This window comes from Citrobacter sp. Cb031, assembly GCF_030336725.1.
GTDB lineage: Bacteria > Pseudomonadota > Gammaproteobacteria > Enterobacterales > Enterobacteriaceae > Citrobacter > Citrobacter braakii.
Map to the genome: position 1 here is coordinate 41,208 of NZ_JAOWDA010000033.1, position 21,347 is coordinate 62,554.

The window sequence follows — 21,347 nt, forward strand, 5'->3', positions numbered from 1 at the left end:
GTTTTTCTCTTCAACCGAACCGGCTGTTTGTGTGAAGTGATTCACATCCGCCGTGTCGATGGAGGCGCATTATAGGGAGTCGACTCAGGAAGACAAGCGGAAAAATGCATTTTTGTTTCAACCGCTCACCTTTTATCCATTGCGCTTACTTTTGCTGCTTTTTTATCGCCATTGGCAGGTCTGCCAGACTGTTTATGACCAAATCTGCCGCATTTTCTGCTTCCGGCGTAACAGGTTTACCCGTGCGCACCAGAACCTTCGTTCCAACATTCGCCGCTGCTGCTGCCTGCATATCTTCTATCTTGTCGCCTACCATATAGGAAGCGGCCATATCGATATGCAGGAAGTCTCGGGCGGAGATCAACATTCCAGGATGCGGTTTACGACAGTCGCAGACCTGACGATACTCTTCTACTGTGCCCTGCGGATGATGCGGGCAATAGTAGATACCATCCAAATCAACGTCGCGATCGGCCAGCGACCAGTCCATCCATTCGGTCAACGTTTCAAACTGTGCCTCAGTAAATTTGCCACGAGCGATACCAGACTGGTTTGTCACGATAATGAGCGCGTAACCCATATTTTTAAGTTCACGCATGGCATCAATAACGCCGTCGATAAACTCGAACTCGTCAATCTCATGTACGTAACCGTGGTCCACATTAATGGTGCCGTCGCGGTCGAGAAAAATTGCGGGTACAGATTTTGCCACCTTTTATAGCTCCTGAATAAGGCATGTGGCTCTAGTATCGCATGTTTCGGCGGGCAAGAAAGTGCTCATCGTGCAAAGCTAGATTGATTTAGACGTCTGGATGCCTTAACATCCATCTTGTTGACGGCTTCGACCGTCCCAGACAGACGAAAATGCCACGGCTAACTTAATTACGATAATAAATAACCAATGATTAAACTTTCGAATATCACCAAAGTGTTCCAGCAGGGGACTCGCACCATTCAGGCGCTAAATAAAGTCAGCCTGCACGTTCCTGCCGGGCAGATTTATGGCGTCATTGGCGCCTCCGGTGCCGGTAAAAGTACGCTCATTCGCTGCGTTAACTTACTTGAACGCCCAACCGAAGGCAGTGTTCAGGTTGGCGGTCAGGAGCTGACGACGCTTTCTGAATCCGAGCTGACCAAAGCTCGCCGTCAAATCGGCATGATTTTCCAACACTTTAACCTGCTCTCTTCCCGTACCGTGTTTGGCAACGTCGCGCTGCCGCTGGAACTGGATAACACGCCAAAGGAAGAGATCAAACGCCGTGTAACAGAACTGCTGGATTTAGTCGGCCTTGGCGACAAGCACGACAGCTACCCGGCCAACCTTTCCGGCGGACAAAAACAGCGAGTGGCGATTGCGCGTGCGCTGGCCAGCAATCCAAAAGTGTTGCTGTGTGATGAAGCCACCAGCGCACTTGATCCGGCAACAACCCGCTCGATTCTGGAATTATTGAAAGACATTAACCGTCGTTTGGGACTCACCATTCTGCTGATCACCCATGAGATGGACGTTGTAAAACGCATTTGTGACTGCGTAGCGGTCATCAGTAATGGTGAGCTGATTGAGCAGGACACCGTCAGCGAAGTGTTCTCCCACCCGAAAACGCCGCTGGCACAGAAATTTATCCAGTCCACGCTACACCTGGATATCCCGGAAGATTATCTGGAACGTTTAAAAGCAAAGCCAGAAGCCGACAGCGTGCCAATGCTGCGCATGGAATTCACCGGTCATTCGGTTGATGCGCCATTACTTTCTGAGACGGCCCGTCGCTTTAACGTGAATAACAACATTATTAGCGCGCAGATGGATTACGCCGGCGGCGTGAAGTTCGGCATCATGCTGACTGAAATGCACGGCACACAGGAAGATACGCAAGCAGCCATTAACTGGTTGCAGGAACACCATGTAAAAGTAGAGGTACTGGGTTATGTCTGAGCCGATGATGTGGCTACTGGTTCGCGGCGTATGGGAAACGCTGGCAATGACCTTTGTGTCCGGTTTTTTTGGTTTTGTGATTGGCCTGCCGGTTGGCGTGTTGCTGTACGTAACGCGGCCGGGGCAAATCATTGAGAACGCGAAGCTCTACCGCACGCTCTCTGCACTGGTGAATATTTTCCGTTCCATCCCGTTCATTATCTTGCTGGTGTGGATGATTCCGTTCACCCGCATGATCGTTGGCACCTCTATTGGGCTGCAGGCCGCTATCGTCCCGCTGACCGTCGGCGCCGCGCCGTTTATCGCCCGTATGGTGGAAAACGCGCTGCTCGAAATCCCGACCGGGCTGATTGAAGCCTCCCGTGCAATGGGCGCCACGCCGCTGCAAATTGTACGTAAGGTATTACTTCCAGAAGCACTGCCTGGACTGGTCAATGCGGCCACCATCACCCTTATCACGCTGGTGGGGTATTCCGCGATGGGCGGTGCCGTCGGTGCCGGTGGCCTTGGCCAGATTGGTTATCAGTACGGTTATATTGGCTACAACGCTACCGTCATGAATACAGTGCTGGTATTGCTCGTCATTCTGGTTTATTTAATTCAGTTATCCGGTGATCGCATCGTCCGGGCTGTCACGCACAAATAACGTTGCACACAACACTAAAAACTCATTAAGAAAAGGAAATAAGCATGGCGTTCAAATTCAAAACCTTTGCGGCAGTTGGAGCCCTGATCGGTTCTCTGGCACTTGTGGGTTGCGGTCAGGATGAAAAAGATCCTAACCACATCAAAGTGGGCGTTATTGTTGGCGCAGAACAGCAGGTCGCAGAAGTCGCGCAGAAAGTGGCTAAAGAAAAATACGGTCTGGACGTTGAGCTGGTCACGTTTAACGATTACGTCCTGCCTAACGAAGCACTGAGCAAAGGCGATATTGATGCTAACGCCTTCCAGCACAAACCGTACCTGGATCAACAGATCAAAGATCGCGGCTACAAACTGGTTGCCGCAGGTAATACTTTTGTTTACCCGATTGCGGGCTACTCTAAAAAAATCAAATCACTGGATGAGTTGCAGGAAGGCTCTCAGGTCGCGATTCCAAACGATCCGACTAACCTTGGCCGCTCCCTGCTGCTGCTGCAAAAAGTGGGCTTAATCAAACTGAAAGACGGTGTTGGTCTGCTGCCGACCGCGCTGGACGTGATTGAAAACCCGAAAAACCTGAAGCTGGTTGAACTGGAAGCGCCGCAGCTGCCGCGTTCCCTGGACGATGCGCAAATCGCACTGGCGGTCATCAACACGACCTACGCCAGCCAGATCGGCCTGACCCCGGCTAAAGACGGTATCTTTGTTGAAGATAAAGATTCTCCGTACGTAAACCTGATCGTGACTCGTGAAGACAATAAAGATGCTGAGAATGTGAAGAAATTCGTTCAGGCATACCAGTCTGACGAAGTGTACGAAGCAGCAAACAAAGTCTTCAACGGCGGTGCTGTTAAGGGCTGGTAATTTTAGGCTGTTTCCAGAATCTGTAATATCATCAGGACGGGCGCTTGCCCGTCTTGTCATTTATGCAAGCACCTGATTCAATATCTGACGTTTAGATCATTCATTGAGGAAATATTATGCGTGCTTTACCGATCTGTTTAGTAGCACTCATGCTGAGCGGCTGTTCTATGTTAAGCAGATCCCCTGTTGAACCCGTTCAAAGCACCGCTACCCCGCCTAAAGCGGAGCCGGAAAAACCCAAAGCACCGCGCGCGGCGCCGGTAAGAATCATTACTAACGCTGAAGATTTAGTTGGCAAACCGTTCCGCGATCTCGGCGAAGTCAGCGGCGAATCCTGCCAGGCATCCAACCAGGATTCTCCACCGAGCATTCCAACCGCACGCAAACGCATGCAGATTAACGCATCTAAAATGAAAGCAAATGCGGTATTGCTGCACAGTTGCGAAGTAACCAGCGGAACGCCGGGTTGCTATCGCCAGGCGGTTTGCATCGGTTCTGCACTGAACATTTCGGCGAAATGAGCCATTTTCAGTTCGAGCAAATAGGCGTTATCCGCTCACCTTATAAAGAAAAGTTCGCCGTTCCACGCCAGCCGGGTCTGGTGAAAAGTGCCAACGGTGAACTGCATTTGCTCGCACCTTATAACCAGGCCGATGCCGTTCGCGGCCTGGAAGCCTTCAGCCATTTGTGGGTGATTTTTGTTTTTCACCAGACAATGGAAGGTGGATGGCGTCCAACCGTGCGCCCTCCCCGTCTTGGCGGCAATGCCAGAATGGGCGTCTTTGCCACGCGTTCAACGTTTCGTCCGAACCCTGTTGGCATGTCGTTGGTTGAGCTGCGGGGCATCCGTTGCCATAAAGAGCACGTAATCCTTGAGCTCGGCGGGCTGGATCTTGTTGATGGCACGCCGGTAGTGGATATAAAACCGTATTTGCCGTTTGCCGAATCGCTGCCTGATGCTCGCGCCAGCTATGCTCAGGACGCGCCGCAGGCCAGTGTAGACGTGACGTTCAGTGAAGAGCTCGCTGAGCAACTACCAAAGCTCGAACAGCGTTACCCGCATCTTCGTCAGTTTATTGCCGAAGTGCTGGCGCAGGATCCGCGTCCTGCCTACCGTAAAAACGAGGAAGAAGGCAAAACCTATGCCGTCTGGTTGCTGGACTTTAACGTCCGCTGGCGCGTGACGCCGTCAGGATTTGAGGTCTTTGCTCTGGAAGCCCGCTAATTTGCATCGCGTACTCTTTTGACATCCCCTTCTCGCTGGTAAACTAAACCACTTTTGTTTTGTGCCAGGCTCATTTTGAGCCTGTTCGATCGTTCAACTGGAACCGTAACAACATGCGTACTAGCCAATATCTGCTCTCCACTCTGAAGGAGACACCTGCCGACGCCGAGGTCATCAGCCACCAGCTGATGCTGCGCGCCGGGATGATCCGCAAGCTGGCCTCCGGGTTATATACCTGGCTGCCGACCGGCGTGCGCGTCCTGAAAAAAGTCGAAAACATCGTGCGTGAAGAGATGAACAACGCCGGTGCGATCGAGGTGTTGATGCCGGTCGTTCAGCCTTCTGAACTGTGGGAAGAGAGCGGCCGTTGGGAACAATACGGCCCGGAACTGCTGCGTATTGCTGACCGTGGCGATCGTTCGTTCGTACTCGGCCCAACGCATGAAGAAGTGATCACCGACCTGATCCGTAATGAGCTGAGCTCCTACAAACAGCTGCCGCTGAACTTCTATCAGATCCAGACCAAATTCCGTGACGAAGTGCGTCCGCGCTTCGGCGTGATGCGTTCCCGCGAATTCCTGATGAAAGATGCCTACTCTTTCCACACCTCTCAGGAATCTCTGCAGGAAACCTACGACGCGATGTACGCTGCGTACAGCAAAATCTTCAGCCGTATGGGGCTGGATTTCCGTGCGGTACAAGCGGATACCGGTTCTATCGGCGGCAGCGCCTCTCACGAATTCCAGGTGCTGGCGCAGAGCGGTGAAGACGATGTGATCTTCTCTGACTCTTCCGACTATGCGGCAAACATCGAGTTTGCCGAAGCTGTTGCACCGAAAGAACCGCGCGCCGCTGCAACACAGGAAATGACGCTGGTTGATACGCCGAACGCTAAGACCATCGCCGAGCTGGTTGAACAATTCAACCTGCCTATCGAGAAAACCGTGAAAACCCTGCTGGTGAAAGCGGTTGAAGGCAGCAGCTACCCGCTGGTTGCGCTGCTGGTTCGTGGCGATCACGAGCTGAACGAAGTCAAGGCGGAAAAACTGCCGCAGGTTGCCAGCCCGCTGACCTTCGCCACCGAAGAAGAAATTCGTGCGCTGGTTAAAGCAGGTCCAGGATCTCTGGGTCCGGTGAACATGCCGATTCCGGTGGTTATCGACCGTACCGTTGCGGTAATGAGCGATTTTGCTGCCGGTGCCAACATCGACGGTAAACACTATTTCGGTATCAACTGGGATCGTGACGTGGCCACCCCGGAAGTGGCTGACATTCGTAACGTGGTCGCCGGCGATCCAAGCCCGGATGGCAAAGGTACGCTGATGATCAAACGCGGTATCGAAGTGGGCCATATCTTCCAGTTGGGTACCAAGTACTCTGAAGCGATGAAAGCCGCCGTTCAGGGAGAAGATGGTCGTAACCAGACGCTGACCATGGGCTGCTACGGTATCGGGGTCACTCGCGTTGTGGCTGCCGCGATTGAACAGAACTACGACGATCGCGGCATTGTATGGCCAGATGCCATTGCCCCGTTCCAGGTTGCTATTCTGCCGATGAACATGCACAAATCCTACCGTGTGCAGGAGCTGGCTGAGAAGCTGTACGCGGAGCTGCGCGCGCAGGGTATTGAAGTGCTGATGGACGATCGTAAAGAGCGTCCAGGCGTGATGTTTGCTGATATGGAGCTCATCGGTATTCCGCATACCATCGTGCTGGGCGATCGTAACCTCGACAACGACGATATCGAATACAAATACCGTCGTAACGGCGAGAAAGAGCTGATTAAAACCGGCGACATCGTCGACTACCTGGTCAAAGCTATTAAAGGCTAATACCAGCATAAGGCCCTGAGGATCAGGGCCTTTTTTACATGGATTGTATAAAATGGCTAAATCAACGGCGTATTACCGCCTGCTCCTCCCCTTCGGTCTTCTGCTTTCAGCCTGCACGATTGACGTCAGTCAGCAAAATTCATCAGCAACGGCTGTTGATGCCCAGGCAAAGAAATGGGAGGTAAAACTCCAGCATCAAAGCTCATTTACCGATCAAGCGCTGCATGAAATTACGGATACCGACCTCAGGCCGGGCGACCTGCTGTTCTCCTCCAGTCTTGGGGTGACCTCATTTGGTATTCGCGCGTTCAGCACCTCTTCTGTCAGCCATGTCGCCGTTTACCTTGGCGATAATGAAGTTGCCGAAGCGACTGGGGCGGGAGTACAAATCATTTCGCTCAAAAAGGCTGAAAATCACAGCGATAAGCTTTTTGCTCTGCGGGTCCCCAACCTCACACCGCAGCAGGCCGAAGAAATCAAAACATTCGCTTATAAAATCAAAGATAGCGGCTATAACTACCGCGGCATCGTCGAATTTATTCCGTTTATGGTGACCCGGCAAATATGTTCATTGAATCCTTTCTCAGAGGATTTTCGCCAGCAATGCGTCAGCGGGCTGGCAAAAGCACAGTTGAACAATACCAGTGAAGGAGAAAAGAAGGCGTGGTTTTGCTCCGAATTTGTAACCGATGCGTTTGCCACAGCCGGGCATCCGCTAACAATGGCGCAGCCGGGTTGGATTAGCCCTTCCGACCTGATGCATATGCGCGAAGGTGACATTTCCGCGTTTAAGTCTGAAACGCAGCTACAGTATATCGGCCACCTGAAGTTAGGGATTTATATCAAAACCAGCCGTTTTGTTGGATTGATCCGATAAGGAAAAACTGTCCGGCGATCGCCCGGACAGTTTTTATAAGCTGCAGATTAATCATCGCAACTCTGGCCAGGGATAAACTTAATTTCTTTATCCGCTCTTAAGGTTTTCACTGGTGTGCCCGTATCAGGATTTTCTTCCATCGTGAAGTGCCCTTCCACAGTAAGCAGAACTGCCTTATCCGTTGCACCACGCGCAGTCAGATAATCTCGCTCCAGTTGTGCATTGTTCGCGACAGAGACTCTTTTACCCGTCGCACAATCAGTGAAAGTTGCCGCGTCAGCCATATAGAAGTACATCCCCCGCATCGGCATTGGCGTCACCGGTAAGCTGGCGGAAACTGGCTCAAGCGTGTAGTTGAACTGTGACTCAATCGGGTTACCTTCACGATCCAGCATCTCCAGCGCTTCACCTTTTGCCCGGTAGTACGACTTCTCACCTTTGCTGTCAGTCAGCACCAGCTTATCGGCAGTGCGCGCCCATGTACCATAAGAAGCAAAGGAGGACGGTTCATCTCGCACGCCCTGATAGCGTTCATTCATCACCCATGTGCCGTCTTTTTCCAGGAACAGAGAGGTTTCAATTCCTTCGCAGTCCGCGCAAGGCAAAATGCCACGCCAGCTTTGCTGCATCGGTTTTAATTCTGCCGCCCGCGTCGGCTGTAGTACATCGACTTCAGTACGGTTGTTACAGCCGATCAAGGAAAAAAGCGTGCATGCAGCGACCACGGACAATATTGCTGTTTTCACTATGAATTCCTTATAATTTTTTATTCCCGCTCGTCAGTCTTGCGTTCGACGAACTCTCCCACGCAGTGCTTTCACTGTGGATTTTTGCGCCTTCGATGACAACCTGCGCTCTTTCGAGGCGCGCGTAGGACGTGTTGCCTGTCGGCTTTTTTGCACCGCGGTTAATTCTTTTATCACCGCCACCAGTCGGGAGATTGCCGCTTCCCGATTTAGCTCCTGGCTACGGTATTCCTGCGCCTTTATGATAATAACGCCATCGCTGCTAATCAGATGATGGCTGGCGGCCAGCAGACGTTCCTTGTAATACTCTGGCAGGCCTGAGGCCCGAATGTCAAAGCGCAAATGGATAGCCGTGGAGGTCTTGTTAACGCGCTGACCGCCCGCGCCCTGTGCCCGAATCGCCGTGATTTCCAGCTCACTGTCAGGGATAGAGACGTTTCGGGAGATAACAATCATCAACGCGGCTGCCACGCGGTCAGATGAATTTCCAGATTGTTCTGAGAATCAGACAGCCAGATAGCGCCATCCTGGATAGTTGCCTGCAGCGCCATTGTACGACCAGCAAAATCACTCAGTTGCGCCAACTGTTCATCATCCAGATACCACACGGTGAGATTTTTAAACTGCGCACACTTGCTCTGGTTTTGCTGCCACCAGATCTGGGCCGCACGGCTGTTGTAAGTAAACAGGGCAACCTCACCAGACTGGGTACAGGCTTTTTTAATACGACGCTCATCCGGCAGACCCAGTTCAATCCAGAGATCGATGCCCAGATGGTCGTTACGCAGCCATGCTTCAGGCTCGTCTTCAGCACTCAGGCCACGCGTGAACTGCAGCCGTTCATCGGCATATTTAATCCAGGCCAGCAGGCGCAGCATCATGCGCTCCTGGGTTTCAGAGGGATGACGCGCCAGCGTCAAGGCCGCGTCAAGGAACTGGTTGCGGTCGAGATCCGCTACGTTGACGACGGCTTTATAAATTGTCGCTTTAAGCGCCATGAGAGAACTCCTTTCGAATCAGGCGCTCATTGTAGCGAAAACTGCCGCAAAAGGCTGCTAACAGCTCCTCAATCAAGGCGCTGATATTGCTTGAATGAGTATGGTATAGTCACCTTGCTAAACAGAGTTTATCTTCGTAGGCTTAGACTTGCATCCACGGTTAAGTCAGAGTGCTGACAGGAGGGCATGTGGAAAAATATTGTGAGTTAATACGCAAGCGGTACGCGGAAATCGCCAGCGGAGACTTAGGGTATATCCCGGATGCGCTGGGTTGCGTATTGAAGGTGCTTAATGAAGTGGCGGCAGACAGCGCCCTTCCAGAGTCGGTCAGGGAAAAAGCGGCCTATGCTGCCGCCAACTTACTGGTGAGCGATTATGTCAATGAATGAAACGTATCAACCCATCAATTGTGATGATTACGACAATCTTGAACTCGCCTGCCAGAACCATTTGTTACTGACGCTGGCGCTAAAAGATGGCGAAGTTTTGCAGGCGAAAGCGAATGACCTGGTTTCACGCAAAAACGTGGAGTATCTGGTCGCAGATGTCGCAGGTGAAATCCGGGAGCTTCGTCTCGATAAAATTGCCAGCTTCAGCCACCCGCAAATCGGTACCGTGGTCGTCAGCGAATCTTAACTTTTCTTGCACCTTATCAGGCCTAAATGACCAGGCCTGATAATCGCACCGCCATCAGGCATGCCAAATCAGACTCATACCTTCTTCATCTACCGCCGCACCCTCACGCGTCACAAAAACACCCGCAGCCGCAATCAACGTTTCACCGTAAAACAACAACGGCGTGGTATCTCGTCGCCAGGGCGGGATCCCCTGCTCCTGCCAGATTTTCTTTAATTTACGTCCACCGTTACGCCCGACAATATGCAATACGCCTGGCGCTTTAAAACGAATACTGACGGCTTCACCTGCTTGCGGCATGCGCAATTCGCCAGCAGAGATTAGCTGCACCGAGCCTAACCCAGCTGGCAGCGTCAACGGCGTTTCCCGGCATGACCACGGGATGACTGTTTCGCTTTGCCCGTCGACCGATTTAACCCACCATAGCTGTGACTGATAGCGACGGACCTCATATTCTCCTAGACGAAAACAGGGGGAAGCATCTTCTCGCGCCAACGCCACTTCCTGCCAGATACGTTCCAGCCCGTCACGGGAAGGCATCGGCGCATTTAACCCCGCCAGCCAGCGACGAAGCAGAGCGGCACGCCGCACACTACTCATCATCATTAACGGTGCCAGTAACAGTGTGCCTTGGGCAGTCACGCAGTCGGCTAAATCGTTGGCCAGCAGTTCATCCAGTAAACTCTCCTGCTCGGCGCACAGCGCGGCGCTACGGGCTGCGGCTTGCGCGAAGTGCGGCCATCGCTGTTGGAGCAAGGGGGTAACGCGCAATCTGAGAAAATTGCGATCGTAGGCATCATCCTGATTACTTTCATCTTCGATCCAGCATAATTCATGCTGTCGCGCCCATGCTTCAAGCGCCTCTCGCGTTTGCGCCAGCAGCGGTCGAATCAGTTGGGTTCCGGCAAATGGTGAGCTTTCGCCCATGGCGGAGAGCCCGGCAGGACCACTGCCGCGTTTAAGCGCCAGTAGAAAGGTTTCACACTGGTCGTCGAGATGCTGGGCGGTCATCAGCACTTCACCCGGTAGTAAGATCTGCGCAAATGCCTGATAGCGCGCGCGTCGCGCCTGAGCTTCGATGCCCAAACCATCATCCTCAAGATGGACCCGTTCAACCACCAGCGGCACCTGCCACTGTGCGCATACCGACTCACAGTGTTGCACCCAACTGTCTGCCTGCGGGCTTAATCCGTGATGAATATGGATTGCGCGCAAGGCAACCTCAGGATTTTGCGCTCGCCACAGTACCAGCTGATGCAGCAGCACGGTGGAGTCCAGCCCGCCGCTAAAGGCGACCAGAATCGATTGAGAATTCAGCAGTGAAGTGTTCAGCGTGAGTGTCGTCATGATGGTTACTTACAAGGGCATTGCCCGGCACATTGCCAGGCTAATGCCACAATGATAAGACTTACAGCTCGTACAGTTCGAGCGGTAATCCGTCCGGATCGTTAAAAAACGTAAAGCGTTTGCCGGTAAACGGATCGATACGCACGGATTCGCACTTCACGTGGTGAGCTTCCAGATGCGCGATCGCTTTTTCCACGTCATCTACGCTGAACGCCAGATGGCGTAAACCGCAGGCTTCCGGTCGGCTCGGACGGCAAGGCGGAAATGGAAAAGAAAAAAGCTCAATCACATACTGACCGTTCAATGCCAGATCACCCTTCCACGAGTCACGTTCTTCCCTGTAGGCTTCGCTGATTAGCGTAAAGCCCAGCACATCACAGTAAAATGCCTTACTCGCCGCGTAGTCCGTCGCAATAATGGCAATATGGTGAACCTGTTTTAATCCCAGCATAGCGTCATCGCCTCTTTCGTTTTTCTGCCAGCACGTTACTCGTGCGTAATGGGTTCACGCAAGTCGTCATGCCATTTTTAGGACTCGCACGCGATACACGCCATCTTCACCCAGTTTAGCGCCATGGATATCGGTTTCAAATCCAGGATAGTGATGGCCCACTGAACACAACATCAGCAGAAAATCGAGTACAGCCCGACTTTTGGCCGTGATCATTTCCCCGGGCATCAAGAGCGGCACACCGGGAGGATAAGGCAGAATCATATTGGCAGAAATGCGCCCCACCAGTTGATCGAGCGCCACCGTTTCGACCTCACCTTTGATCTGCCGCTGCCAGGCCTGGTGCGGGGTCATTTTCATTTCCGGTAAGGTATCAAATGCCCGCAGCATCAGCCCGGAGAGATCGTGCTGGCGGATCAGCTTATGGATCCCCTGCGCCAGATCCTGAATACGCATATTACGATAGAAATCGGGATCCTCGGCATACAGATCCGGCAGCATATTTTTCACGCGTAAATTCAGATCGTACGAGCGTTTAAATTCCGTCAGGCCGCGCAGTAGCCCCATCGCCCGGGTTTTATCAATGCCAATACTGAACAGGAACAACAGATTATACGGTCCCGTTTTCTCGACAACGACGCCGCGCTCATCAAGGAATTTCGCCACCAGCGCCGCAGGGATCCCCTCTTCACTCATATTTCCCTGTTCATCCATTCCCGGCGTAAGAATGGTGACCTTCACCGGGTCGAGGAACATATGGTCGGCGTCAGCATCAACAAATCCGTGCCAGTCTTCACCAGGCGCTACCGGCCAGCACTCCGCTTCATCTACCCTTTCCGGCTGCCAGATATCAAAGAACCAGCCGTCCGACTCTTCGCGTAGCCGCTGCACTTCTTTACGGAAATGCAGCGCCCGCTCCACCGAACGATTGATTAACCGCTTGCCTGAATTGCCACGCAGCATTGCCGCCGCCGTTTCTATCGACGCGACAATCGGGTAGCTCGGGGAAGTGGAAGTGTGCATCATAAAGGCTTCGTTGAACGTCTCTTCGTCGTAGTCGCCCTTAATGTGGATCAGAGAAGCCTGTGATAGTGCCGCCAGCATCTTGTGGGTTGACTGGGTTTCAAAAATCACTTTCCCTGGCACCCGTTCGCCGCTCATCCCACTTTTCCCCTGATAGATCGGGTGAAAATGGGTATACGGCACCCAGGCAGAATCAAAATGAATGGAGGGCACATCCAGGGTTTGCTTGATCCAGTTGGTGTTATACAACAGGCCGTCATAGGTGGAGTTGGTGATCACCGCGTGTACCGGCCATAGTGCCTGAGGGGTCTCTTCTACCTTGCGTTCAATGCTTGCGCGGGTGAATTCCCGACGAGGTATACCGCCGAGGATCCCCAGCGCATTGCGCGTAGGCTTCAGCCAGATTGGCACCACATCGCTCATCATTAGCAAATGCGCCAGCGACTTATGGCAGTTGCGATCAATCAGTAGCGTACTGCCTGAAGGCGCGGCATACATGCCGACAATCTTGTTCGACGTCGAGGTGCCGTTGGTCACCATATAGCTCTGCTCGGCGCCAAAGGTGCGCGCGATATACTCCTCCGCTTCCAGATGCGGGCCGGTATGATCCAGCAGCGAACCCAGTTCAGTCACGGAAATAGACACGTCGGCCTTCAGCGTATTGCCGCCAAAGAAATCATAGAACAGGCAGCCTACCGGGCTTTTCTGATACGCCGTTCCCGCCATATGTCCGGGCGTGCAGAAGGTGTACTTTCCTTCCTTCACATAGGTAAACAGCGCCTTGGTGAAAGGAGGCGTGATGTTATCGAGGTATTCGCTGGTGTACTGACGGATGCGGGTTGCAATATCTTCAGACTGGCCCAGCGCATACTCAAAAAACCACAGTGCCATGCGCAGGTCGTGCGCGCTGACATCCATCGTCGAATGAGTATTAATAAAGGCGTAGAGCGGGAGGTACTCGTTGAGCTGGTTGATGTCACTGCACAGATCCAGGCTGTATTCATCCCAGTCAAAAATGACACCGCAAATTCGTGGGTTATGTTCGATAAACTTAAGCAGGTCGACGCTATTCTGCGGCCAGATAATCTGAAACCCCTGCTGTTGCAGCGCACGCTCAAGTTCCTTGATGGGCTCATCTTTATAAAAGACGCCATGCGGTCCCATGATGGCAATGATATTCATGCGTTCCTCCTGGAAAAACCTTAGTTAATCATAGCCTGGTGAAACCACAGGTAAAAAAAAGGGCCACAGCGTTGTGGCCCTTTTCAGAATTAATGCAGTTTACGCGTAACCGTAGCTCATCAGACGCTGGTAACGACGGTTTTTCAAATCATCTTTGCTTAACACGTCGAGGTCGGCGAGATCGGCCAGCAGCTGTGCTTTCAGGGACGCAGCCATCACTTCCGGGTTGCGGTGCGCGCCGCCCAGCGGTTCCGGGATGATAGAGTCGATAAGCTTCAGCTCTTTCAGACGCGGCGCGATAATCCCCATTGCTTCTGCGGCCAGCGGCGCTTTGTCGGCGCTTTTCCACAGAATGGAGGCACAGCCTTCCGGGGAGATAACGGAATAGGTGCTGTATTGCAGCATATTCACTTTATCGCCTACGCCGATCGCCAGCGCGCCGCCGGAACCACCTTCACCAATAACGGTGCAGATTACCGGTACGCTCAGACGCGACATTTCACGCAGGTTGCGCGCAATCGCTTCAGACTGACCACGTTCTTCCGCGCCCACGCCCGGATAAGCCCCTGGGGTGTCGATGAAAGTAATGATCGGCATATTGAAACGCTCGGCCATTTCCATCAGACGCAGCGCTTTGCGATAGCCTTCCGGTGCCGGCATGCCGAAATTACGACGAATTTTTTCTTTGGTCTCACGGCCTTTCTGATGACCAATGATCATCACCGGACGGCCATCCAGACGCGCGATGCCGCCGACAATAGCTTTATCATCCGCATAGGCACGATCGCCCGCCAGCTCATCAAATTCATCAAATGCCAGGCGGACATAATCCAGGGTGTACGGACGCTGTGGATGGCGCGCCAGTTGGGCTACCTGCCATGCGCCAAGATCGGCGAAGATTTTACGCGTCAGCTCTACGCTTTTTTCACGCAGACGATGCACTTCTTCATCGATGTTAATATCCAGTTTCTCATCCTGACGGCTAACCGCAGTCAGAGAATCGATTTTTGCTTCCAGCTCTGCAATCGGCTGTTCAAAATCAAGGAAATTCAGACTCATAGTATTCCTGTATTAGTCAAACTCCAGTTCCACCTGCTCCGAACCAATAAGGCCACGGAGATCGTTTAGCAAACGATCGCTCGGAGAGACACGCCACGTTGCGCCAAAACGCAATCGCGCACGTGCATCCGCCCTCTGATAGTAGAGATGTACTGGAATTGTCCCCGAGCGGTGGGGTTCCAGAGACTGACGGAGTCGGTTTAAAAGCTGGTCATCAATTTGCCTGTCCGTCAGCGAGATAGCAAGCCCGCGAGCATATTTTTCCCGGGCTTCGTCAATATCCATGACTTCACGGGCCATCATTTTAAGCCCGCCGCTGAAGTCATCAAAGCTGACCTGTCCGCTGACGATAAGTATGCGGTCTTTTTCCAGCAATTGCTGGTATTTATCCAGAGCATCGGTAAACAACATAACTTCCAGACGCCCGGAACGGTCATCCAGGGTACAGATGCCGATACGATTGCCGCGCTTGGTGACCATTACCCGCGCAGCAATGACGAGCCCCGCAGCCGTGGTGACTTTACCACGTTCTGTCGGATGCATGTCTTTCAGCCTGTGGCCTCCAACATAGCGCTCAATTTCTTTTAAATACTGGTTGATGGGGTGTCCCGTCAGGTAAAGCCCTAACGTTTCACGTTCCCCCTCTAATACCACCTGCTCCGGCCACGGTGTACAGTTAGCATAAGACTGTTCAATTTGTTCAGGCTCTTCAGCCAGCACGCCAAACATGTCCGCCTGACCCGTTGCCTCAGCTTTCGCATGCTGATCGGCGGCTTTTAGCGCATCGTTGAGCGAATTCATCAACGCCGCGCGATGTGGGCCAAGGCGGTCAAACGCCCCGGACATGATTAACTTTTCCAGCACCCGGCGGTTGAGTTTTTTGATGTCCGTGCGCGCACAGAGATCAAACAGCTCGCGGAAGTAACCGCCTTCGTTGCGCGCCTCAATAATAGCTTCAATTGGCCCTTCACCCACGCCTTTTATCGCGCCGATGCCATAGACAATTTCGCCATCATCATTCACGTGAAAATGATAAAGCCCGGAGTTGATGTCCGGCGGCAGGATTTTGAGCCCCATACGCCAGCATTCATCCACCAGCCCGACCACTTTCTCGGTGTTATCCATATCGGCGGTCATTACCGCCGCCATAAACTCGGCGGGGTAATGCGCCTTCAGCCATAGCGTCTGGTAAGAGACCAGCGCATAGGCAGCGGAGTGCGATTTGTTAAATCCGTAACCGGCGAATTTCTCCACCAGGTCAAAGATTTTCATCGCCAGTTCGCCGTCGACGCCGCGCTTTTTCGCCCCTTCTTCAAAGGTGCCGCGCTGCTTAGCCATCTCTTCCGGCTTTTTCTTACCCATCGCACGACGCAACATGTCCGCACCGCCAAGGGTATATCCGGACAGCTCCTGGGCAATCTGCATAACCTGTTCCTGATACAGGATAATGCCGTAGGTCGGCTCCAGTACCGGTTTCAGACACTCATGCTGCCATTGTACGTCCGGGTAGGAAATCTCTTCGCGACCATGCTTACGGTCGATAAAGTTATCTACCATCCCCGACTGTAGCGGACCAGGACGGAACAGGGCCACCAGGGCGATCATATCTTCGAAGCAGTCAGGCTGCAGACGTTTGATAAGATCTTTCATGCCGCGGGATTCAAGCTGGAAGACCGCCGTGGTCTCCGAGCGTTGCAGCATGTCGAAGCTTTTCTTGTCATCCAGCGGGATAGCGGCGATATCCAGCGGCGGCTCGCCGTTCTTTTCACGGCGCGCGTTAATCATTTCCAGCGCCCAGTTGATGATGGTGAGCGTACGCAGGCCGAGGAAGTCGAACTTCACAAGGCCGGCATATTCCACGTCGTTCTTATCAAACTGAGTAACCGGGTGCAGCCCCTGTTCATCGCAGTACAGCGGCGCAAAATCGGTAATTTTGGTCGGCGCGATAACTACACCACCGGCGTGTTTACCGGCGTTACGCGTGACGCCTTCCAGCTTACGCGCCATATCGATCAGCGCTTTAACCTCTTCATCTGCCTCATAGATTTCCGGCAGTTGGGGTTCGGCTTCAAAGGCTTTTGCCAGCGTCATGCCCGGATCGGGCGGCACCAGTTTCGAAATACGGTCAACGAAGCCGTACGGGTGTCCCAGCACGCGCCCCACGTCGCGGATAACCGCTTTGGCCGCCATCGTACCGAAGGTAATAATCTGCGAAACCGCATCACGACCGTACATTTCCGCCACGTGTTCAATTACCCGGTCGCGTTTCTCCATACAGAAGTCAACGTCGAAGTCGGGCATTGAGACACGTTCCGGGTTCAGGAAACGTTCGAACAGCAGGTCAAATTCCAGCGGATCCAGGTCGGTAATTTTCAGCGCATAGGCGACAAGCGAGCCGGCACCGGAACCACGTCCAGGGCCTACCGGTACGCCGTTATCTTTCGACCACTGGATAAATTCCATCACGATCAGGAAGTAGCCAGGGAATCCCATCTGGTTGATAACTTTCAGTTCAACTTCCAGACGTTCGTCATAAGGCGGGCGCTTCTGCGCGCGAACTTCAGGGTCCGGGAACAAAAACGCCAGACGCTCTTCCAGACCTTCGCGCGATTTCGCCACGAGGAAATCCTCGGTGGTCATATCACCGGTCGGGAATTGTGGCAGGAAATACTCACCCAGACGTACCGTCACGTTACAGCGCTTAGCTATCTCAACGGTGTTTTGCAGCGCTTCCGGAATATCGGAAAACAGCTCGCACATCTCATCTTCGCTACGCATGTACTGCTGCGGCGAATAATTACGCGGGCGTTTCGGGTCGTCAAGGGTGAACCCGTCATGGATTGCCACGCGGATTTCATGCGCGTCAAAATCACCGGTTTCAAGGAAACGAACATCGTTGGTCGCCACCACCGGAAGACCACGCCTTTCCGCCAGTTCTACCGCTGCATGCAGATAATTTTCTTCATCTTGCCTACCGGTACGGATAAGCTCGAGGAAGTAGCAATTTGGAAAATGTTCTTCGTAAAACGCTACGCACTCATCAACCAGTGCGCTATTACCGCGCAGCAGGCTGCGCCCAACGTCGCCCATGCGGCCGCCGGAGAGCAAAATCAAACCTTCTTTTAACTCGGCCAGCCAATCCCGGTCGATGACCGGCCCTTCTGCGCCATAACCACGCTGATAGGCTTTCGATATCAACAACGTCAGATTCTGATAGCCGGTATTGTTTGCGGCCAGCACGGTGAGCTGCGTGAGTTCATCGCCCAGCAGTTCGCTACGGACATGAAAATCTGCGCCAACTATCGGCTTGATACCCGCACCGTGACCCGCTCCGTAAAACTTCACCAGACCACACAGGTTGGTAAAATCGGTGATCGCCAGCGCAGGCATGCCTAACGCGGCCGCCTTTTTCACCAGCGGCCCGGTTTTCGCCAGCCCATCGATCATGGAGTAGTCGCTGTGCACCCGCAGGTGGACGAAACGAGGTTCAGACATCTTCAGATTCCTTCGACACAAGAATCAGGACGTGAGTCCCAGTGCGCGTTTGACGGGGCCAAAACTACGGCGATGGTGCTCTGTTGCGCCATGCATTGCCAACTTTTCCAGATGAAAAGCGGTTGGATAGCCTTTGTGCTGTGCAAAGCCATACTGCGGGAACACCGTATCCAGGGCCGCCATTTCAGCATCACGTGTAACTTTTGCCAGTATCGACGCCGCGCTAATCTCCGCCACACGGCTATCACCTTTTACCACCGCCAGCGATGGCACCGGTAATGCCGGGCAACGATTGCCGTCGATCAGTACGTATTCCGGCGCTATATGCAGACCCGCAACCGCACGCTGCATGGCCAGCATAGTGGCATGTAAAATATTCAACTCGTCGATTTCATGTGGTTCCGCACGCCCCAGGCTCCAGCTTAACGCTTTTTCTTTAATCTCATCGAATAGCGCCAGGCGACGTTTTTCCGACAGTTTTTTTGAGTCGTTAAGACCGATAATAGGGCGAGCCGGATCCAGAATGACGGCGGCAGTGACGACCGCGCCGACCAAAGGACCACGTCCAACTTCATCTACACCCGCCACTAAATGCGTATGCGGATATACAAATTCAATCATTGCGCTAACTCCAGGACCGCATCCGCCGCCTGCTCATCAGCGTTGCAACGGATCTGCTGATGCAGTTCACGGAATGTGTCGTGCATCGCATGACTGGTTTTGCCATTCGCCAGCAACGGCAACAGCGCTTGCGACAGCGCCTGCGGTTCGCACTCTTCCTGCAACAGCTCTTTAACCAGTTCTCTTCCCGCCAGCAGGTTAGGTAGCGAAACGTAATCGGTCTTCACCAGACGCTTCGCCAGCCAGAAGGTGAAAGGTTTCATACGATAGCCAACCACCATCGGGCATTTTGCCAGCATACATTCCAGCGCAGCGGTGCCGGAAGCCAGCAGTGCGGCATCGCTGGCAACCATCGCTTCACGTCCCATCCCATTAAGCAGATGTACGGAAAGCTCCGGTGCAACTTCAGCTTTAATGCGCTCAAACTGCTCGCGACGTTTGGCATTCACCAACGGCACTACCACTTCGAGATCTGGATAATGCTGGCGTAACAACTGCGCCGTTTTCAGAAAATCGGCGCTGAGCATCTCCACTTCTGCGCCACGGCTTCCTGGCAATAGCGCCAGGCAGTGAGCGTCATGGGGAATACCCAGAACATCGCGAGCCGCGTTTTTATCCGGGTCCAACGGCATGGCATCTGCCATGGTATGACCGATAAAGCGGCACGGGACGTTAAATTTGTCATAAAACGCTTTTTCGAAAGGCAGAAAGGCCAGCACCATATTGGTGGATCTGCCTATTTTGAAAACGCGTTTCTGTCGCCAGGCCCACACAGAGGGGCTGACGTAATGAATGGTTTTAATGCCCTGCTTTTTCAAATTCCCTTCGAGGGTAATATTGAAATCAGGCGCATCAATACCGACGAAAACATCCGGCTTTAAGTCGGTAAATCGGCGAGTGAGATCGGCGCGAATATGCAGTAACCGGCGCAGGCGTCCGAGCACTTCAACAATGCCCATTACCGCCAGCTCTTCCATTTCGTACCAGGCTTCACAGCCTTCGGCCTGCATCAGCGGACCCGCCACGCCAACAAAACGCGCATTGGGAACGCGAGCCTTGAGTGCACGGATTAACCCTGCACCAAGAATATCGCCGGAGGTTTCTCCGGCGACGAGGGCAATCGTTAAAGGACGCTGCTCAGTCATTAACGAATCAGACCACGCGTTGAGCGCTCAAAGAAGTCGCTGAAAGCCTGAACTTCAGGGTATTGTTTCGCCAGTTCCGCGATTTCCGGTTTCACTTCTTCCAGCGTTTTACCACTACGGTACAACGCTTTGTAGGCATTACGAATCGCGGTAATCGCTTCGCGGGTGAACCCACGACGCTTCAGACCTTCGATATTGACGCCAAATGGCGTTGCGTGGTTGCCCTGGGCGATAACGTATGGAGGCACGTCCTGAGCAACGCCAGAACAGCCGCCAACCATCACATGCGCGCCGATGATGCAGAACTGATGCACCGCAGTCATGCCGCCGATGATAACAAAATCATCCAGCGATACATGCCCGGCAAGCGTGGCGTTATTCGCCAGAATACAGCGGTTGCCTACCGTACAATCATGCGCGACGTGCGCATTAATCATCAGTAAGTTATCGCTGCCCACCTTCGTCACTCCACCGCCCTGCACTGTGCCACGATGAATGGTGACGCTTTCGCGGATGCGGTTGCGATCGCCAATTTCCACGCGGGTCGGTTCGCCAGCATATTTCAGATCCTGGTTAACTTCACCGATGGAGGCAAACTGATAGATCTCGTTATCGCGACCAATTTTTGTATGGCCATTCACGACAACGTGAGACTTCAGTACGGTACCCTCACCAATTTCAACATGGGGTCCAACAATACAAAATGGGCCAATGTGAGCGTTAGCGCCAATGCTGGCGCCTTCTTCCACAATGGCAGTTGGGTGAATAAAGGCGGATTTATCAATCACGTATCAGGCCTCCCGGCTACGGGCACACATCATCGTTGCTTCGCACACAACTTTACCGTCGACCAGCGCAACCCCTTTAAAACGGGTCAGGCCGCGGCGCGTTTTCTCGAAAGTCACTTCCATGATCATCTGATCGCCTGGCACGACAGGACGCTTAAAGCGCGCTTCGTCAATACCCGCAAAATAGTACAGTTCACCTGGTTCCAGTTTCCCTACGCTTTTAAACGCGAGGATACCGGTGGCCTGCGCCATTGCTTCCAGAATCAGTACGCCTGGGAAAATAGGTTTACCCGGGAAGTGGCCCTGGAAGAAAGGCTCGTTAACAGATACATTTTTCACTGCGCGCAGAAAGCGACCTTCTTCAAAATCCAGCACGCGGTCAACCAGCAGAAACGGAAAACGGTGCGGCAGAAGTTCTAAAATCTCTTCAATATGCAGAGTATGAGTGTTAGTAGTCAAAATACTCTTCCTGTCAAAATATAC

The 21,347-nt window shown here is 53.0% G+C and carries 22 protein-coding genes; 9 read left to right on the forward strand and 13 right to left on the reverse strand.

Annotated elements, in window-relative coordinates; translation table 11 throughout:
• Positions 1 to 145 precede the first annotated feature (145 nt).
• The gene (gmhB, locus tag OGV93_RS13945; RefSeq protein ID WP_016151783.1) at positions 146 to 712 is read right to left on the reverse strand and encodes a D-glycero-beta-D-manno-heptose 1,7-bisphosphate 7-phosphatase; all 567 of its coding nucleotides are present in this window, start codon (positions 710 to 712) and stop codon (positions 146 to 148) included.
• A gap of 189 nt (positions 713 to 901) precedes the next feature.
• Here gmhB and metN point away from each other — a divergent pair, with 189 nt between their 5' ends.
• The 7 genes from metN (at position 902) to OGV93_RS13980 (ending at position 7,373) form a co-directional block, all read left to right on the forward strand.
• On the forward strand, positions 902 to 1,933 hold the full coding sequence (metN, locus tag OGV93_RS13950; RefSeq protein WP_016151782.1) for a methionine ABC transporter ATP-binding protein MetN: 1,032 nt from the start codon (positions 902 to 904) through the stop codon (positions 1,931 to 1,933).
• Positions 1,926 to 2,579, forward strand: a complete 654-nt coding sequence (locus tag OGV93_RS13955; RefSeq protein ID WP_016151781.1) for a methionine ABC transporter permease MetI — start codon at positions 1,926 to 1,928, stop codon at positions 2,577 to 2,579. Before metN ends, OGV93_RS13955 begins: the two co-directional genes overlap by 8 nt.
• A 44-nt stretch (positions 2,580 to 2,623) precedes the next feature.
• Positions 2,624 to 3,439: a methionine ABC transporter substrate-binding lipoprotein MetQ gene (gene metQ, locus OGV93_RS13960; RefSeq protein WP_006686809.1), complete on the forward strand. Its 816-nt coding sequence runs from the start codon at positions 2,624 to 2,626 to the stop codon at positions 3,437 to 3,439.
• A gap of 116 nt (positions 3,440 to 3,555) precedes the next feature.
• Complete coding sequence (gene rcsF / locus OGV93_RS13965) at positions 3,556 to 3,960, forward strand: envelope stress sensor lipoprotein RcsF (protein ID WP_016151780.1); 405 nt, start codon at positions 3,556 to 3,558, stop codon at positions 3,958 to 3,960.
• Positions 3,957 to 4,664 (forward strand): tRNA (N6-threonylcarbamoyladenosine(37)-N6)-methyltransferase TrmO, encoded by a 708-nt coding sequence (tsaA, locus tag OGV93_RS13970; RefSeq protein WP_016155737.1) that lies wholly within the window; start codon positions 3,957 to 3,959, stop codon positions 4,662 to 4,664. Before rcsF ends, tsaA begins: the two co-directional genes overlap by 4 nt.
• 113 nt (positions 4,665 to 4,777) lie before the next feature.
• Complete coding sequence (gene proS, locus OGV93_RS13975) at positions 4,778 to 6,496, forward strand: proline--tRNA ligase (RefSeq protein WP_016151778.1); 1,719 nt, start codon at positions 4,778 to 4,780, stop codon at positions 6,494 to 6,496.
• A gap of 52 nt (positions 6,497 to 6,548) precedes the next feature.
• The gene (locus OGV93_RS13980) at positions 6,549 to 7,373 is read left to right on the forward strand and encodes a YaeF family permuted papain-like enzyme (RefSeq protein WP_047358506.1); all 825 of its coding nucleotides are present in this window, start codon (positions 6,549 to 6,551) and stop codon (positions 7,371 to 7,373) included.
• A 47-nt stretch (positions 7,374 to 7,420) separates the two neighbouring features.
• On the opposite strand, the gene nlpE is transcribed toward OGV93_RS13980, so the two are convergent.
• From nlpE to OGV93_RS13995, 3 genes are read right to left on the reverse strand one after another with little or no spacing between them, the layout of a single operon-like run.
• Complete coding sequence (nlpE, locus tag OGV93_RS13985) at positions 7,421 to 8,122, reverse strand: envelope stress response activation lipoprotein NlpE (protein ID WP_087121852.1); 702 nt, start codon at positions 8,120 to 8,122, stop codon at positions 7,421 to 7,423.
• A 30-nt stretch (positions 8,123 to 8,152) separates the two neighbouring features.
• On the reverse strand, positions 8,153 to 8,575 hold the full coding sequence (gene arfB / locus OGV93_RS13990) for an alternative ribosome rescue aminoacyl-tRNA hydrolase ArfB (RefSeq protein WP_287109622.1): 423 nt from the start codon (positions 8,573 to 8,575) through the stop codon (positions 8,153 to 8,155).
• On the reverse strand, positions 8,575 to 9,117 hold the full coding sequence (locus tag OGV93_RS13995) for a YaeQ family protein (RefSeq protein ID WP_161623123.1): 543 nt from the start codon (positions 9,115 to 9,117) through the stop codon (positions 8,575 to 8,577). Before OGV93_RS13995 ends, arfB begins: the two co-directional genes overlap by 1 nt.
• A gap of 188 nt (positions 9,118 to 9,305) precedes the next feature.
• Between OGV93_RS13995 and OGV93_RS14000 the strand changes: the two genes are divergently transcribed.
• Positions 9,306 to 9,506 (forward strand): YaeP family protein, encoded by a 201-nt coding sequence (locus OGV93_RS14000; RefSeq protein ID WP_003018499.1) that lies wholly within the window; start codon positions 9,306 to 9,308, stop codon positions 9,504 to 9,506.
• A complete protein-coding gene (gene rof / locus OGV93_RS14005; RefSeq protein ID WP_016151773.1) occupies positions 9,493 to 9,753 on the forward strand; it encodes a Rho-binding antiterminator in 261 nt (86 codons plus the stop codon). The genes OGV93_RS14000 and rof overlap by 14 nt, the downstream gene beginning before the upstream one ends.
• Positions 9,754 to 9,807: 54 nt before the next feature.
• Here the strand turns inward: rof and tilS are convergent, their stop codons facing one another.
• The 9 genes from tilS to fabZ form a co-directional block, all read right to left on the reverse strand.
• Entirely contained in the window at positions 9,808 to 11,100 is a 1,293-nt protein-coding gene (gene tilS / locus OGV93_RS14010; protein ID WP_287109623.1) for a tRNA lysidine(34) synthetase TilS, read from the reverse strand.
• A 61-nt stretch (positions 11,101 to 11,161) separates the two neighbouring features.
• Positions 11,162 to 11,551 carry a VOC family protein gene (locus OGV93_RS14015; protein WP_016151771.1) on the reverse strand — a complete coding sequence of 130 codons (390 nt, stop codon included), beginning with the start codon at positions 11,549 to 11,551 and terminating at the stop codon, positions 11,162 to 11,164.
• A 66-nt stretch (positions 11,552 to 11,617) separates the two neighbouring features.
• The gene (gene ldcC / locus OGV93_RS14020; RefSeq protein WP_016151770.1) at positions 11,618 to 13,756 is read right to left on the reverse strand and encodes a lysine decarboxylase LdcC; all 2,139 of its coding nucleotides are present in this window, start codon (positions 13,754 to 13,756) and stop codon (positions 11,618 to 11,620) included.
• Between the two features lie 99 nt (positions 13,757 to 13,855).
• The gene (accA, locus tag OGV93_RS14025; RefSeq protein ID WP_003018513.1) at positions 13,856 to 14,815 is read right to left on the reverse strand and encodes an acetyl-CoA carboxylase carboxyl transferase subunit alpha; all 960 of its coding nucleotides are present in this window, start codon (positions 14,813 to 14,815) and stop codon (positions 13,856 to 13,858) included.
• A gap of 12 nt (positions 14,816 to 14,827) precedes the next feature.
• On the reverse strand, positions 14,828 to 18,310 hold the full coding sequence (gene dnaE / locus OGV93_RS14030; RefSeq protein ID WP_016151769.1) for a DNA polymerase III subunit alpha: 3,483 nt from the start codon (positions 18,308 to 18,310) through the stop codon (positions 14,828 to 14,830).
• Positions 18,311 to 18,334: 24 nt separating this feature from the next.
• Positions 18,335 to 18,931: a ribonuclease HII gene (rnhB, locus tag OGV93_RS14035; protein ID WP_019078405.1), complete on the reverse strand. Its 597-nt coding sequence runs from the start codon at positions 18,929 to 18,931 to the stop codon at positions 18,335 to 18,337.
• Positions 18,928 to 20,076: a lipid-A-disaccharide synthase gene (gene lpxB, locus OGV93_RS14040; protein ID WP_003829168.1), complete on the reverse strand. Its 1,149-nt coding sequence runs from the start codon at positions 20,074 to 20,076 to the stop codon at positions 18,928 to 18,930. The genes rnhB and lpxB overlap by 4 nt, the downstream gene beginning before the upstream one ends.
• On the reverse strand, positions 20,076 to 20,864 hold the full coding sequence (gene lpxA / locus OGV93_RS14045) for an acyl-ACP--UDP-N-acetylglucosamine O-acyltransferase (RefSeq protein ID WP_003018525.1): 789 nt from the start codon (positions 20,862 to 20,864) through the stop codon (positions 20,076 to 20,078). Before lpxA ends, lpxB begins: the two co-directional genes overlap by 1 nt.
• A 3-nt stretch (positions 20,865 to 20,867) precedes the next feature.
• Positions 20,868 to 21,323 carry a 3-hydroxyacyl-ACP dehydratase FabZ gene (gene fabZ, locus OGV93_RS14050; RefSeq protein ID WP_003018528.1) on the reverse strand — a complete coding sequence of 152 codons (456 nt, stop codon included), beginning with the start codon at positions 21,321 to 21,323 and terminating at the stop codon, positions 20,868 to 20,870.
• Positions 21,324 to 21,347 lie beyond the last annotated feature (24 nt).

Excerpts from the sequence above, each read along its gene's own strand:
- rnhB (WP_019078405.1), bottom strand. The coding sequence starts at position 18,931 with ATGATTGAATTTGTATATCCGCATACGCATTTAGTGGCGGGTGTAGAT.
- OGV93_RS13995 (WP_161623123.1), bottom strand. The coding sequence starts at position 9,117 with ATGGCGCTTAAAGCGACAATTTATAAAGCCGTCGTCAACGTAGCGGAT.
- OGV93_RS14015 (WP_016151771.1), bottom strand. The coding sequence starts at position 11,551 with ATGCTGGGATTAAAACAGGTTCACCATATTGCCATTATTGCGACGGAC.
- proS (WP_016151778.1), top strand. The coding sequence starts at position 4,778 with ATGCGTACTAGCCAATATCTGCTCTCCACTCTGAAGGAGACACCTGCC.
- ldcC (WP_016151770.1), bottom strand. The coding sequence starts at position 13,756 with ATGAATATCATTGCCATCATGGGACCGCATGGCGTCTTTTATAAAGAT.
- dnaE (WP_016151769.1), bottom strand. The coding sequence starts at position 18,310 with ATGTCTGAACCTCGTTTCGTCCACCTGCGGGTGCACAGCGACTACTCC.
- tilS (WP_287109623.1), bottom strand. The coding sequence starts at position 11,100 with ATGACGACACTCACGCTGAACACTTCACTGCTGAATTCTCAATCGATT.
- metQ (WP_006686809.1), top strand. The coding sequence starts at position 2,624 with ATGGCGTTCAAATTCAAAACCTTTGCGGCAGTTGGAGCCCTGATCGGT.
- rcsF (WP_016151780.1), top strand. The coding sequence starts at position 3,556 with ATGCGTGCTTTACCGATCTGTTTAGTAGCACTCATGCTGAGCGGCTGT.
- rof (WP_016151773.1), top strand. The coding sequence starts at position 9,493 with ATGTCAATGAATGAAACGTATCAACCCATCAATTGTGATGATTACGAC.
- arfB (WP_287109622.1), bottom strand. The coding sequence starts at position 8,575 with ATGATTGTTATCTCCCGAAACGTCTCTATCCCTGACAGTGAGCTGGAA.
- OGV93_RS13980 (WP_047358506.1), top strand. The coding sequence starts at position 6,549 with ATGGCTAAATCAACGGCGTATTACCGCCTGCTCCTCCCCTTCGGTCTT.
- lpxB (WP_003829168.1), bottom strand. The coding sequence starts at position 20,076 with ATGACTGAGCAGCGTCCTTTAACGATTGCCCTCGTCGCCGGAGAAACC.
- metN (WP_016151782.1), top strand. The coding sequence starts at position 902 with ATGATTAAACTTTCGAATATCACCAAAGTGTTCCAGCAGGGGACTCGC.
- OGV93_RS13955 (WP_016151781.1), top strand. The coding sequence starts at position 1,926 with ATGTCTGAGCCGATGATGTGGCTACTGGTTCGCGGCGTATGGGAAACG.
- tsaA (WP_016155737.1), top strand. The coding sequence starts at position 3,957 with ATGAGCCATTTTCAGTTCGAGCAAATAGGCGTTATCCGCTCACCTTAT.
- accA (WP_003018513.1), bottom strand. The coding sequence starts at position 14,815 with ATGAGTCTGAATTTCCTTGATTTTGAACAGCCGATTGCAGAGCTGGAA.